This window comes from uncultured Maricaulis sp. (assembly GCF_963975345.1).
Lineage (GTDB): Bacteria > Pseudomonadota > Alphaproteobacteria > Caulobacterales > Maricaulaceae > Maricaulis.
Genome location: NZ_CAXBGE010000004.1, coordinates 1 through 13999 on the forward strand (window position 1 = coordinate 1; position 13999 = coordinate 13999).

The 13999-nt window shown below is 61.6% G+C and carries 15 protein-coding genes; 9 read left to right on the forward strand and 6 right to left on the reverse strand.

Translation table 11 applies throughout. The features are described from left to right. The 6 genes from AAC029_RS04950 to AAC029_RS04975 form a co-directional block, all read left to right on the forward strand. On the forward strand, nt 1–1147 hold a 1147-nt coding region (locus AAC029_RS04950), incomplete at its 5' end, for a fatty acid--CoA ligase family protein (RefSeq protein WP_339744590.1). Next, nucleotides 1147–1608, forward strand: a complete 462-nt coding sequence (locus AAC029_RS04955) for a MaoC family dehydratase (RefSeq protein ID WP_339744592.1) — start codon at nt 1147–1149, stop codon at nt 1606–1608. The genes AAC029_RS04950 and AAC029_RS04955, both read left to right, overlap by 1 nt. Before the next feature lie 22 nt (nt 1609–1630). After that, entirely contained in the window at nt 1631–2551 is a 921-nt protein-coding gene (locus AAC029_RS04960) for an SDR family NAD(P)-dependent oxidoreductase (protein WP_339744594.1), read from the forward strand. A gap of 3 nt (nt 2552–2554) precedes the next feature. Beyond that, nucleotides 2555–3370, forward strand: a complete 816-nt coding sequence (locus AAC029_RS04965; protein ID WP_339744596.1) for a thioesterase family protein — start codon at nt 2555–2557, stop codon at nt 3368–3370. Between the two features lie 5 nt (nt 3371–3375). Then, entirely contained in the window at nt 3376–4578 is a 1203-nt protein-coding gene (locus AAC029_RS04970; RefSeq protein WP_339744598.1) for an acetyl-CoA C-acyltransferase, read from the forward strand. Further along, on the forward strand, nt 4575–5552 hold the full coding sequence (locus AAC029_RS04975; protein ID WP_339744600.1) for an NADPH:quinone oxidoreductase family protein: 978 nt from the start codon (nt 4575–4577) through the stop codon (nt 5550–5552). Before AAC029_RS04970 ends, AAC029_RS04975 begins: the two co-directional genes overlap by 4 nt. An 18-nt stretch (nt 5553–5570) precedes the next feature. Here the strand turns inward: AAC029_RS04975 and AAC029_RS04980 are convergent, their stop codons facing one another. Then, complete coding sequence (locus AAC029_RS04980; protein ID WP_339744602.1) at nt 5571–6416, reverse strand: sterol desaturase family protein; 846 nt, start codon at nt 6414–6416, stop codon at nt 5571–5573. 100 nt (nt 6417–6516) lie between these two features. Here AAC029_RS04980 and AAC029_RS04985 point away from each other — a divergent pair, with 100 nt between their 5' ends. Beyond that, a complete protein-coding gene (locus AAC029_RS04985; RefSeq protein WP_339744604.1) occupies nt 6517–7293 on the forward strand; it encodes a Crp/Fnr family transcriptional regulator in 777 nt (258 codons plus the stop codon). Here the strand turns inward: AAC029_RS04985 and AAC029_RS04990 are convergent. Next, nucleotides 7250–7738, reverse strand: coding sequence for a DUF805 domain-containing protein (locus tag AAC029_RS04990; protein WP_339744607.1), 489 nt, complete (start codon nt 7736–7738; stop codon nt 7250–7252). The genes AAC029_RS04985 and AAC029_RS04990 overlap by 44 nt on opposite strands. Before the next feature lie 168 nt (nt 7739–7906). Here AAC029_RS04990 and AAC029_RS04995 point away from each other — a divergent pair, with 168 nt between their 5' ends. Continuing rightward, nucleotides 7907–9286: a M28 family metallopeptidase gene (locus AAC029_RS04995; RefSeq protein WP_339744611.1), complete on the forward strand. Its 1380-nt coding sequence runs from the start codon at nt 7907–7909 to the stop codon at nt 9284–9286. Between the two features lie 66 nt (nt 9287–9352). Here the strand turns inward: AAC029_RS04995 and AAC029_RS05000 are convergent, their stop codons facing one another. The 4 genes from AAC029_RS05000 to AAC029_RS05015 all read right to left on the reverse strand — a co-directional run bounded on the left by AAC029_RS05000 (nt 9353) and on the right by AAC029_RS05015 (nt 12758). Further along, on the reverse strand, nt 9353–9661 hold the full coding sequence (locus AAC029_RS05000) for a hypothetical protein (RefSeq protein WP_339744614.1): 309 nt from the start codon (nt 9659–9661) through the stop codon (nt 9353–9355). Nucleotides 9662–9798: 137 nt separating this feature from the next. Then, complete coding sequence (locus AAC029_RS05005; protein WP_339744617.1) at nt 9799–10953, reverse strand: SO2930 family diheme c-type cytochrome; 1155 nt, start codon at nt 10951–10953, stop codon at nt 9799–9801. Continuing rightward, nucleotides 10950–12188 carry a parallel beta-helix domain-containing protein gene (locus tag AAC029_RS05010; protein ID WP_339744620.1) on the reverse strand — a complete coding sequence of 413 codons (1239 nt, stop codon included), beginning with the start codon at nt 12186–12188 and terminating at the stop codon, nt 10950–10952. Before AAC029_RS05010 ends, AAC029_RS05005 begins: the two co-directional genes overlap by 4 nt. A gap of 87 nt (nt 12189–12275) precedes the next feature. Next, nucleotides 12276–12758 carry a helix-turn-helix domain-containing protein gene (locus AAC029_RS05015; protein ID WP_339744622.1) on the reverse strand — a complete coding sequence of 161 codons (483 nt, stop codon included), beginning with the start codon at nt 12756–12758 and terminating at the stop codon, nt 12276–12278. 290 nt (nt 12759–13048) lie between these two features. Here AAC029_RS05015 and AAC029_RS05020 point away from each other — a divergent pair, with 290 nt between their 5' ends. Further along, a complete protein-coding gene (locus AAC029_RS05020) occupies nt 13049–13999 on the forward strand; it encodes a bile acid:sodium symporter (protein ID WP_339744625.1) in 951 nt (316 codons plus the stop codon).

The window sequence follows — 13999 nt, forward strand, 5'->3', positions numbered from 1 at the left end:
GGGTGCCGGCAAGCCCGCACCGGAACTCGTGATCGACACCGATTCCGATTTCGCAATTTTCTACACCTCCGGTTCGACCGGTGCGCCCAAGGGGGCGGTATTGACGCATCGAGGCGCGGTCACGGCGGTGATGTCCTACGGTCTGCTCGGTGCGGCGATGAAGCATGCCATGGGCGGCACCGATCATTTCGGCGAGAATCCCGGCGTGCTGGTTGCGGTGCCGCTCTTTCATTGCACCGGATCGCATGCCGTCTTCATGACCTCGTTGCTCTCGGGCCGTAAAATGGTGCTGATGCGCAAATGGGATGCGGCCGATGCCGTCGATCTGATCGAGCGCGAACAGCTGACCAATATGGTGGGCGTGCCGACCATGACGCATGAGGTCACCCTGGAAGCGGAACGCCGCGGCGTGCATCTCGACAGTCTGATGGATATGGGTTCGGGCGGCGCAAAGCGGCCTGCGGCGCATGTCGAGCGCCTGACCAAGGTTTTCCCGCAAGCTTGGTCGAGTTCGGGCTATGGCCTGACCGAGACCAATGCGCTGGGCGCCTACAATAATATGGCCGAATACCAGGCCAAGCCGGGCTCGTGCGGCCGCGTTGTGCCTGCTGTCACCGAGATCAAGATCGTCCGACCTGATGGCTCGACGGCACCAACCGGCGAGCCGGGCGAGGTCTGGATCAAGTCGCCTTGCCTGTTCAAGGGCTATCTCAACCAGCCCGAGGCGACGGCGGCTGTGCTGACCGGGGATCGCTGGTTCAAGTCCGGCGATGTCGGCGTGCTTGATGAAGAGGGCTTCCTCTCCATCGTCGACCGGCTCAAGGACATGGTGATCCGCGGCGGCGAGAATATCTCCTGTTTGGAAGTGGAGGGCGCTCTGGCGCGTCATCCCGATATTGTCGAGGCAGCCGTGATCGGCATTCCCGACGAGCGGCTCGGTGAACGTGTCGGCGCGGCAGTCCTGCTGCGCGACGGTGCGAGCCTGCATAATGACGAGATCGACGCTTTCCTGAAGCCGCATCTGGCCGCCTTCAAACGCCCCGCTCATTACTGGCGTCTCGACGCGCCATTACCGCGTGGCGGCACCGGCAAGGTCGACAAGCCGGGCCTGAGAAAAGAACTTCTGAGCGATGGAGACATGAACTGATGGCGAGCACCAAGCCCGCAGACCTTGCCAAGCATATCGGCCAGCAGATCGGCCTGTCCGACTGGATCGAGCTTGACCAGTCTCGCATCGACCAGTTCGCCGATGTCACCGAAGACCATCAATTCATCCATCTCGACGCCGAGCGCGCCGCGAAGGAAACCCCGTTTGGCGGCACGATCGCCCACGGCTTCCTCTCGCTCTCCATGCTCTCGCGCATGGCGATGGACATCGCCTTCGTGCTGGAGGGCATGGCGATGGGGATCAATTACGGCTTTGACAAGGTGCGCTTCCTGGTGCCGGTCAGCTCGGGCAAGAAAATTCGCGGCCGCTTCGTGCTTGAGGATGCCGTCGAGAAAAAACCGGGCCAGTGGATGCTACGCTTCGGCGTCACGGTTGAAATCGAAGGCGAGGACAAGCCCGCCCTTATTGCCCAATGGCTGACGATGCAGGTCGTCGCCTGAAGTCCATTTTCGGAGACATGATATGAGTGAAATTCGTTTTGACGGCCGCGTTGCCCTTGTCACCGGCGCCGGCAACGGGCTTGGGCGCTCGCACGCGCTGGCGCTCGCTTCGCGCGGTGCCAAACTGGTGATCAATGATATGGGCGGCTCGCTCGATGGCACTGGCTCCGGCTCGGCCGCCGAGGATGTCGCCGCGGAAATCCGTGCGGCCGGCGGCGAGGCGATCTCGCACCGCGCCAATGTCACCAAGGAAGACGAAGTCGCTGACATGGTGGCCGAGGCGATGAAGGCCTTCGGTCAGGTCGATATCCTGGTCAATAATGCCGGCATCCTGCGCGACAAGAGCTTCGCCAAGATGGACATGGCCGACTTCAACGCCGTCACGTCGGTGCACCTGACCGGTTCGGCCATCTGCACCAAGGCGCTGTGGGATCATATGCGCGAGCGCCAGTATGGCCGCATCGTCATGACCTCGTCCTCCTCGGGCATTTACGGCAATTTCGGCCAAGCCAATTACGGCGCCGCCAAGATGGGCCTCGTGGGCTTCATGAATGTGCTGCATCTGGAAGGCGCCAAATACGGCATCCGCGTCAATGCCTTGTCGCCAACGGCAGCGACGCGCATGACCGAAGGCCTGATCCCGGAAGAGGCGCTCAAGCTGATGACGGTCGAGAGCGTCTCCGCCGGTCTGGTCTATCTGGTCAGCGATGATGCACCCTCGCGTCTGGTGCTGTGCGCCGGTGCCGGCGGTTATGCCGCGACCCGCGTCTACGAGACCGATGGCATTTACCTGCCACCGGAACAGCAGACACCGGAACATGTCGCCGCCAATATCGAGGCCATCATCGATCCGGCCGGGCAGCAAATGTTTGAACAGGGTGGCCAGCAGACGATGAAATTCCTCGGCAAGGCTGCGGCTCATTTCGGCGTGAAGCTGGGCTGATCCGTGCACGCCTTTGACCAATCCACCGCGTTGGAGCGGGCCGCTGGCGAAGGAGCGGATGTCCGCTTCACCGGCGCGGCAACGCCCCACTTCAAGAATATCATCGGCCCCTATGGCGGCTGGAGCGCCGCGATCTTGGCCAAGGCGATGATCGAGGCCGCCGGGCCGGAAATGGAGCTGGTCTCGATTACGACCGATTTTCTGGCCGGCGCGCGTGAAGGCCCGGTTACGCTGGACGTCGTCTGTGATCGCGGCGGTAAGAATACGCAATTCTGGCATGTCGATCTGACGGCAGCCGGCGATGCCGGGCCATCGAACCGGGCGATGGGGATACTGTCGCGCCGCCGGGAGACTGTGGCTTGGACCGAGGGTGAGCGACCTGAAGCGCCGGCACCGGAAGATTGCGTCCGCGCCGACCTGCCGATGGCCTGGTCACGCACGGTGGAAATGCGCCCGACACGCAGCCCGCCCTTCGCCAAGGGTGATGGCTGCACCCACAGCTTGGCCTGGATCCGGCTCGACCCGGCCCGCCCGCTTGATGCGGTCGCGCTCGTCGCCTTGGCCGACACGCCGACGCCGCGCCTGTTTCACGTCATCGGTGAATTCGACATGGTCGCGACGGTCTCGATGACCGTCTATCTTCATGCCAGCCCCGAGGACTATGCTGCGGTTGGTACCGACTACATGCTTATCGAGGCCCATGCCGCACGCGGCGGCCGCGGTTTTTATGATCAACATGCGCGGATCTGGAGCCGCGACGGACGCCTGCTGGCCACCACCCAGCAAATCGTCTGGTATAAAACAACAATCAAGGAGTGAGACCCATGCGTGAAGCTGTCATCGTATCCACGGCGCGTACCCCGATCGGCAAGGCCTATCGCGGGGCTTTCAATGCCACTTCCGGCCCGACACTGGGCGGTCACGCCATCGGCGAAGCGGTTAAACGCTCCGGCGTCGACCCTAATGAGATTGATGATGTCGTAATGGGCTGTGCCATGCAGATGGGCACGACGGGCCGCAATATCGCCCGCAACAGCCTGATCCGTGCCGGCTTGCCGGACACGGTCGCCGGCATGTCGATGGACCGTCAGTGTGCCTCCGGCATGATGGCGATTGCCACAGCCGCCAAACAGATCATCATCGATGGCATGACTGTCACCATTGGCGGCGGGCTGGAGAGCATCTCGCTGGTTCAGACCGACAAGATGACCAAGAATTGGGCGCTCGATCCCTGGATCGTCGAGAACAAGCCAGAGCTCTATATGTCGATGCTGGAAACGGCCGAAGTCGTTTCCGATCGCTATGGCATCAGCCGCGAAGCCCAGGACGAATACGCCGCCCAGTCACAGGCCCGCACAGATGCCGCCCAACGGGCCGGCCGTTTCGATGCCGAGATTGTGCCTTTGCCCTCGGTCATGAAAGTCATGAACAAGGAGACCGGCGAAATTACAGACCGCGCCGTCACGCTGGAAAAAGATGAGGGCAACCGCCCCGGCACCACGGCGGAATCCCTGGCCGGGCTGAAGCCGGTTTTCGCCGATGGCCTGCGGATCAAGCAAGGCAAATTCATCACCGCCGGTAATGCCTCCCAGCTTTCTGATGGCGCTTCGGCGGCCGTGATGATGGAAGCCAAGGACGCCGAGCGTCGCGGCATTGCCCCGCTGGGCATCTATCGCGGCATGGCGGTGGCTGGCACCCATCCCGACGAGATGGGGATCGGTCCGGTGTTCGCGATCCCGAAGCTGCTCAAGGCCAATGGCCTGAAGGTCAGCGATATCGGCTTGTGGGAGCTCAATGAAGCCTTCGCCGTCCAGGTGATCTATTGCCGCGACAAGCTGGGCATTCCCGATGAATTGCTCAATGTCGATGGCGGTGCCGTCTCAATCGGCCACCCCTATGGCATGTCGGGCGCGCGCATGGTTGGCCACGCCCTGATCGAGGGCAAACGCCGCGGTGCCAAATATGTCGTCTGCACCATGTGTGTCGGCGGCGGCATGGGCGCAGCCGGCCTGTTTGAGGTGGCATGATGCGCGCGCTCTATTGCCGCGAATTTGGTCTGGAAGCCGGCATGAAGGTCGAGGAAATCGACACGCCATTGCTGCCCGCAGCGCATGTGTTGATTGACGTCAAGGCGGCGGGGCTCAACTTTCCCGACCTGTTGTGCGTGCGCGGCGAATACCAGTTCAAACCGCCTCTGCCCTTCGTGCCGGGCGGTGAGGGGGCGGGCATCGTCACCGCGCTGGGCGAGGGCGCGACCAATGTCGCCATCGGTGACCGGGTCTGTTTCAACGGCCTCACAGGTGCCTTTGCCGAGCAGGTCGCGGCGCCCGCGGGTGCCGTCGTCAAAATCCCCGACAGCATGTCCTTCGAGGAGGGCGCGGGTTTGACGGTGGTCTATGCGACCTCCTATTACGCCTTGAAACAACGCGCCAAACTTCAGCCGGGCGAGACCCTGCTGGTGCTCGGCGCCGCCGGCGGCGTCGGCCTCGCGACGGTCGAGCTTGGCAAGGCGATGGGCGCCAAGGTCATCGCCTGTGCCTCCAGCGACGAAAAACTTGCCGCCGCCAAGGCACATGGTGCCGATGAGGGCATCAACTACACGTCCGAAGACCTGCGCGCCCGGATCAAGGAAATCACCGGCGGCAGGGGTGTCGATGTGATTTATGACCCGGTGGGCGGCGATTTCGCTGAAACTGCATTCCGCTCAATCGCCTGGGAAGGCCGTCACCTGGTGATCGGTTTTGCCGCAGGGCCGATCCCGAAGCTCCCGCTCAATCTGCCGCTGCTGAAGGGCGCATCCGTGGTCGGTGTGTTCTGGGGCGCTTGGGCGATGCGCGATCCGGCGGCGCACTACGCGAATATGGACGAGCTGTTCGCCATGTTCGAAGCCGGCAAGATCAAGCCGCATGTCGCCGGGCGCTACAAGCTCGACGATTTCCTCGCCGCCTTTGGCGAACTGTCCGGCCGCAAGGCGATCGGGAAAGTGGTTCTGGTTCCGTAGGGTGATGACGGGGACACACTATAGTGTGTCCCCTACGCCTCCGTCGGTGACCGCTGGCGCCGTTCCCGCTTTCACCCGCACCAGCGGCCAGATCAGCTGCTCGCCAACGCTGGTCGGCGGCAAATTCTCGACGCCGATCTTTTCCGGATAGCGCCGGGTGATCTTGGCGGTGCCGAACAACACGTCCCAAAAGAATAAGAGATTGCCGAAATTGCCCTTGTAATTCGTGATGCCATCATCGGCATGCTTGCCGTGATGGGCGCTATGGGTGGCGGGCGTCGAGATGGTGCGCTCAACGACCCACATCACGGGCGAGAGCCATTTGATCCTGTAGAGCGGCTCGTCCCAGCGCACGTCGGAATGGGCCGCGAAAATCACGCTCATCTTGACCACGAGATAGGCGGCATAGACCCAGCCAAGGCCGAGCCAGATCAGCGCGCCGGACGCCCACAGGCCGGGCATCATCGCGTAATAAAACAGGTTATTGCGGTAAGAGACGCGGATCGACAGGTATTCGGCATTATGGTGCGGCCGGTGCAGCTTGTAGAGCCACGGGATCGAATGCGAGGCGCGGTGCCACCAGTATTGTGACAGATCGTCGAAGATCAAAAGCAGGCCCAGCTGGGCCAGAACCGGCCAGCTCGCCAACATGCCCTGCGCCTGCGGTGCAACCAGGCTGGCCACCAGCCCACCACCGGCCACGGCCATTGGCTGGATCAACAGCACGAGCCCGAAACCGGCTGCCAGTTCGACCCAGCCATCGCCGCGCGTCTGACCCGGCTTGCGGAAGAAGCCGGTGAACATGATCTCGAGCAGCACGAAGCTGGCGAAAACGCCGAGAACAGCAAGATATTCCAGTTTCATGGTCGATATCGTCCCGATGCAGGTCCGGATGGATCCGTCGCTCTTGAACTAGCGCAGATCGAGCCGATAGAATGCCAATAAGTTTACAATTGAGGCCAGGATGTCGGATCTGTTTGAATTCACCATGCCGGCTCTGGGTGATTTGTTGACGCCGCGACTGGCGGGATTGCTGCGCGCGGGCGGCGTGCCGGTCCGCTATCCCGATCAAACGCTGATCCACGCCCGCGGCGATATCAAGCCCGGCCTGTCGATGGTGCGCTCCGGGGCGGTGCGTTTTGGCAATGCCGGTAGCGACGGATCCTATGTCGTCATCACGCTGATGGGGCCGGGGCAATGCTTTGGCGAGTTCTCACTGTTTGCCGATTTGCCGCGCACCCATGATGCCGTCGCGATTGGCGAAACCGTCGTTGACCAGATCAACCGCGCCGCATTTGACGCCATCCTTGCCGTGGAGCCCGAATTGAGCCGGATCATGTTGACGGCGGTGACCGGGCGATTGCATGCGGCGACGGAGCTGATCGATGATATGCGCCGCCTGCCGCTGCCGGTCCGGGCTGCCAAGCTGCTCTGGCAGATGTCCCGTGCCTCGACACGCTCGGGAGGTCCTGTCCGCTGCACCCAGACTGAACTGGCCTTTGCGTTGGGCGTATCCCGCGTGTCCAGCGGCAGGGCTCTGGCCGTGTTGCATAAACTTGGTCTGGTGAAACCGGGCTATGGACAGATCGGGGTTCCGGATCGAGATCGGTTGCAGGCGTGGATCAGTGCGCGCGCAAAGCTGTCAGCGCTTCCGGCCCGGCGCCGGTCAGACGAGTCGCGTTCGGGGACAGGCCCGCTCAAGCTTGGGAGAAGGGGCTGTTCCGGTGTGCGGGACGAATGAGGGGGTTGGGTCCGTCATCATACCGGTTCAATCCGGGCGAACTGCGCTGGAGATAAAACACAAACAGCAGGATTTCGCCGAGCGGGATGAAGTGCAGGGCGACGAACCACCAGCCCGATCGCCCGATATCGTGAAGGCGCCGGATCGAAACGGCGGCATTGGGGAAAAAGGTCAGGGCCAGAAAGATCAAAGCCAGCGTCCCGAAGGGCGGCCTGTTGTCGACCAGAACCGTGTTGCCGTCAGACCATATGTACGGCGAGGCCAAGCTGGCAGCCAAGCCATCATGATAGCCTTGGGCATAAGCCCGCATGATAATGAGCACCACGATGACGAAGATAACCCCGTAGCGGAACAGGACCCAATGCCAGAACTCGCTGCGCGAGGCGCGCCCGTCAAAGCCGAAATAATTCCGGGCCACGCTGGCGATGGATTGGAAAAAATTCATGGACGCTCCAGATCACTCAACAACTATGAGGTGTCATGCCCGGCCTGACAAGCCACTCTCAGAATCTCATTGGGGCCGTCAGCTGTCTTCTACCGTGCCGATGCTTGACCCGGCCTCGCGGCGCGCCAACACTGGGACAGGATATCGATATGGATACAGGGGAATGTGATGCGCAGATTTATCCTTCTCGGCACGACCCTGCTGGCGGCGACCAGCATGGCCCAGGCACAGGCCCCGCTTCAGGGCCCGCCATCGGAAGTCTTAGCCGTGCATGATTATGTCGATGCTGTTTCGGCGGACCGGATCGAAGCGGATATCCGGACCCTGGTGGGCTTCGGCACCCGTCACACCCTGTCGGAGACAGAGAGCGACACACGCGGCATTGGTGCCGCCCGGCGCTGGATCCATGACGAATTCGAGCGGATTTCTGCGACATGCGGCGGCTGTCTCGAAGTGATGTATATCTCCGACACGATTTCCGGCGAGACGCGTATTCCAGAGCCAACCGAAGTGGTCAGCGTCATCGCCATCCAGCGTGGCCGCATCGATCCGGATCGCTATGTGGTGATGTCCGGCGATATCGACAGCCGCGTCACTGATCCGCTCGACGGCACATCCGACAGCCCCGGTGCCAATGACAATGCCTCCGGTATGGCCGGCGTGCTCGAAGCCGCTCGTGTTTTAAGCCAGCACCAATTCGATGGCTCGATCATCTATTCCGGCCTGTCCGGCGAGGAACAGGGCCTGTTCGGCGGCCAGATCGTCGCCGCCCACGCGCTCGAGGCCGGGTGGCGCATCAAGGGCGTGCTCAATAACGATATGATTGGTAATATTTCCGGTATTAACGGCGTCACCGACAATTCCACCGCCCGGGTGTTTTCTGAAGGTACGCGCGACGTCGAAACGCCGGAGGAGGCGAGGGCGCGCCGCTTCACGGGCGGCGAAGTTGACAGTCCGTCACGCAATCTGGCCCGCTTCATTGATCGCACTGCCGATCAATATGTCCCCAATCTCGATGTGATGATGGTTTACCGCCTCGACCGTTTTGGCCGCGGCGGCCATCACCGTCCCTTCAATGCGGTCGGCATTCCCGGCGTGCGTGTGATGGAGACGAATGAGAATTACCACCGTCAACACCAGGATTTGCGTACCGAGAATGGCCACGTTTATGGCGATACCGTTGATGGGGTGAATTTCGCCTATGCCGCCAAGCTGACAGCGCTGAATGTCGCGACGATGGCCCAGATGGCTGGTGCACCGCCATTCCCGTCCGGTGTGACGATTGCCGGCGCCGTGCAGCCGAGCACGCATCTCAGCTGGACTCCGGCGACTGGGCCAGCGGTCGCCAATCTGGCCGGTTACCGCATTTACTGGCGCCTGACCGACCAGCCGCAATGGACCTATAGCCGTTTTGTCGGTCCGGTCAGCGAATACACGCTGGATAATGTGGTGATCGACAATTATTATTTCGGGGTATCGGCGGTCGCGCTGGATGGGTCGGAGACGCCGGTGGTGTTTCCTGGCGCCGCCGGTTCCTTCGGGGACTGAACAGAAAAAGACCGGCAGCGCCAAGCTGCCGGTCTTCTCAGTTCATGCGGTATCGCTGCGCTGCTATTAGCGCGCGATGACGGTATAGGTCACGGTCGCACCGGTAGCTGGATTGACGCCTTCCCAGCTATCGCCGAGAGCGAGGCTTTCAGCGACCGGCTGGCAGCCGCTTTCGCCGGTGCTGCGCACGACGCACATTTGACCATCGCTGATCGACCAGGTTCCGCTGATGCCGACATCGGTGGTGTAGGTGCCATCGGCCTCGAAAAACGTGGTGTAGGTGATCTCGCCTGCCTGGATTTGCAGCGCGTTGTCGACCAGCGTTTCTGCCGGTGTCGACATCAGGGCCAGGGCGGCCAGCATCATCGTAATCATCAATTTACTCCCCAGGGACGGCAGGGCCGGAATGGCCTGCCATTTGTAATAATTCTAGCTCGCCGCTGCGCCGCTCTCAAGCGAAGATATGGCTGAAATTCGCGTCAGACGCGAGGTGGACGCTTGGGTTGGCGACTTCAGTCGGTACAACTCGGCGACATCGAGGCGATCCAGTCGTAGATCAGGGCGATGCCCTCGACATGTTCCACGGCGCGGCCCAGTTCGGGCATTAGTGAGCCGGGATCGGTGATCTGCATCCGGTAGAGCAGGATCGACTGGTCAGGCTCGCCGGGCTGGATCGCATAGGGCCGGTTGCCCGTGCCGCCACCCGCCGCGATGGGCGGTTTGCAAAAGCCGAGATGAGGCCCTGGAGCCGTATCATGGCGCAGATGCAAGCCCGAAGTGTCGGCTGGTCCGGTCGGGTTGTGGCAATGGGCGCAATTGATATCGAGGTAGCTGCGGGCGCGGTCATTGAGATCGGCGGTCTCGTCAAGATAATCGGCGTCGCGCGGGGTCGCCTCGCTACCGGGCCAGGTGCCGAGATAACCGACAGCCGCCAAGTGGGCGAGCTGGTTTTGCGGGCCGCTGAGATAATCGAAATCGCGATTGAGATGGCGCGCCGCCGGTCCGATCGGCTCGATCTCCCGCGTCGTATTATTGATCGCGTGACAGCCGGCGCATTGATTGCTGGTCGGGACGGCATAGACGAAGTCTTCGCGGCGGCCGTCGGGGGCGACCAGGGTCAGGCGCTGGATATCGCCGGCGCGGGCGAGGTGGGCCTCGGTCTGTTCGCTGTTCCAGACATAGGGGATGGCGGCCCAGCCGGCCTCGCGGTGGACCAGTATGCGCGTTTCCACCAAGCGGATTTGCGCCAGGTCGAGCCCGTCGGCGCGCCAGCCCGGTGCGTGATCGAGCGAGCGCAACACCTCGTCATCGCCGCTGCCGCGCGGATAGTAAAAGGTCTTGGAAATAACCGTACCCACCGGGAAATCGAGCACCTGGTCGTCGCGGTAATTGGCGCTGACGCCTTGAGGCATCCAGATCGTGCGCTGCTTGTGAGCATAATCGCTGAATAGCGGCGTCACCAGATCATAGGGCTCGACGCGCGGACCAAGGGTGAGGCTGCGCCCGTTGGAGGCCATCATGCCCCAATCGCTGAGCAGTGGCGGATTGCCCTCGGCGATGTATCGCGGCGTCGAGCTCTCCGGTCCGCCGCAGGCGAAGAGCGCCAGCGACAGGACCGGTAACAGGATCAGGCTCAAAGCAACACGCATCGGAACAAGACGTTTCATTGGGCCGAAGCAAGCTCGATTACTGGCAGGCGCGCCAAGGTGCAGCGGTGCTGGTCGGTCACGATGGCGGGAGAAGCGTAATCATTCGGCCCGTCGGCATTGACCATCTGGGCCTCGCCATTATCGAGGCAGAGGCGCAAATTGTCCGGCAGGACGCCATCGACCAGTTTGGCCGCGTCCCAATACCCGTCCCACAACACGTCCGGCATACGGCCGAGTGGCCCGGAAACGAGCAGTTTGAGCCCTTGCAGTTCAAGCCCGTCCGGATTGTCGCCGCCACCGGTAAACCGGTTGCCATGGATGTAGATGCCTTCCGGATATGGATCGAAATCCTCCTGCACCGAATAGCTTGAATAACCCGTCGAATGCAGGCTGGAGATGATGATGTTGGCGGTACGATTGTCGGAGATGTCATTGTCGAAAATCTCGACGAGATCATTGGAATTCACGACAATGCCCGAGCCGGCCGGGATACTGGCAACGGGCGTGCCGGCATGGCCGAAATTGCCGGTATTATTGCCGAAAACATGATTGTTATAGACCCGCGTCTGATAGCCAGGCTGGGGCAGGTTGGGCATGTTGAAAACCAGAATGCCGCCCGTGTTTTCCGTTGCGACATTGTCATAGACATCGGCACCGATCGTATTCTCCACCTCAATGCCGGCGACATTTCGCTCGGCTCGATTGCGGCGGATGACGACATTGTGCGACTGGCCGACATAAATACCGGCATCGGAGGCGCCGATGGCAATCGAATCCTCGATCAACACATTGGTCGTTTGCACCGGATAAATGCCATAGGCGCCGTTTTCCGTACGCGGCCCGGCGGTCCACTCGACCCGGACGCCGCGGATGATGATGTTTTCGCCTTCATTGATTTTGAGGCCGTCGCCCGCAGTGTCCTCGATGGCGAGGTTTTCAATCGTAAAATCATTGGCCGTGACCAGCAGGCCCTCGGCACCCTGTACCTGACCCTGAAAGGTCAAAATCGTGCGGTCGGGGCCTTGGCCGCGAAGCGTGACACCATCAACCGTCAGGCTGAGCGAGCGGTCGAAGGCGAAGACACCTTCAGGGATTTCAATCACATCGCCGGCTTGGGCGTCGATCAAGCGTTCAATCAGCTGGTTTTGATAGCTGTGGTCGGCCCCGGCCAGGTCGCGTTCCTGCGGCCCGCCGCACGCGGCGAGGCTGACTGCCAGTGCCAGGACGGCTACGCGCTTGAATGTGTCGATCATGAATCATCCCCTCCCGGATAGTGCAGGCAGGATAAGCGGTGAACGCTGTTTATGTCGATGTTTTCTGTGCGGGGCCGATGAAATACTCTAGCGGCGGCCCTCATTGGCAGCGCGCTCATTGGCGGGTTCGCACGGTTCTCTGGCGCCGATATCATGGTGCGAGACCAATTCGCCGCTTTCATTGGAAACGGTCAGGGGTGCAAGCCTTTCGCCAGTCCGGGTATCGACCAGCTCGACGGGCATATCGTTGTTCCCGTAAACCCAGCAATCGCCCCATTGTTGCATGGCGATCAGGATCGGGAAGAGCGCTTCTCCGCGCTCGGTCAGGATATATTCTTGCCGATGACCGCGTACGCCGACCTCTTCGCGCGCCATGATTTTGTTTTCTACCAGCTTGTTGAGCCGGTCCGTCAGTATGTTCTTGGCGATGCCCGTACTGTCATGAAAATCGCTGAACCTGCGGGCGCCCTTCATGGCGTCCCTGACGATGAGGAGTGTCCACCAATCGCCAACCTGGTTGAGCGTCTGCGCAATCGCGCAGGGCATTTCGTCGAATCGTTTGCGTCCCATGAACAGTCCCCCAAAGACCGTAGCAACCTACACCTGGATTTTTCGTATACTTGAAATCCAATCGATCAGGATCGAAAGGATCGTGGCCCTTGGCCCGTATCGGTGGGATTGCCCATCCTCGCCACTCGGTCCGTAAGTCTGATGTGGGCGGACGATACGGGACCGATCCGTGTTTGGCGACCCTTTTTGTCCGAGGCCCAAACAGACGGGTCGGCGCTGTGCTGGGCTGGGTGTTTGCCCACTCGCCATTTCCCTGCACACTGGCCGTTGAAGCGGGGTGGGGCCGGTCGATGGACGCAGTGGCAATCGACGATCTCAGGGTCGTCTTGAACGATCAAATCCGCGCCGCGATTGCGCTGATCCTGATCGGGATGATGTTTACGGTCGCCCTGTCGCTGCGGCTGGAGGATTTCGGTGCGCTGCGCCGACAGCCGGTGCGGATCCTGGGTGGTGTTGCAGCGCAGATATTCGGTCTGCCTCTGGTGACCATGGGATTGATCCTGATCCTGTCGCCGCCAGCGAGTATCGCCCTGGGCATGATCGTCGTCGGTTGCTGCCCCGGCGGTAATGTCTCCAACATCCTGACCGATTTCGCGCGCGGCAATACCGCGTACTCCGTCTCTCTGACTGCGATTTCCAGTGTTAGCTCGGCGATTGCGACGCCGGTTTCAATCCTGGTCTGGGCGAGCCTGTATCCGCCAACCGCCGCTCTGGTGCGCACGCTCGACGTTGATGCTTTGCCCTTCCTGACCCAAACCCTGTTATTGCTGGCCCTGCCGCTGGCCGTCGGGATGCTGGTGGCCGCGAAATTTCCACGCGCCGCCGCGGCGATGCGCAAGGTCCTGTCGCCGCTCTCTTTGCTGTCGTTGGTGGCGCTGATCGCGGTCGGGCTGCAGCAGAACTGGTCTGTGCTGCTGGTCGCTGGCGCGGTCGTGGTGCCAATCGCGGTGATCCACAATGCCAGCGCCCTGGCGCTCGGTGCCGGCACAGCTAGGCTGCTGCGCCTCGATATCGCACGGCGACGGGCGCTGACCTTCGAGGTCGGGATCCAGAATAGTGGTCTGGGCTTGCTGATCCTGCTCAACCAGTTCGACGGGATTGGCGGCGCCGCCGTGATGACCGCCTTTTGGGGGATATGGCACCTTGTTTCCGGCGGAACGCTGGTAGGCTTGTTCCGGACGCTCGATTGGGTGCACAAGGGTGACAAGCAAAAAAGCACAATAATGGATGCGGAGGGATAG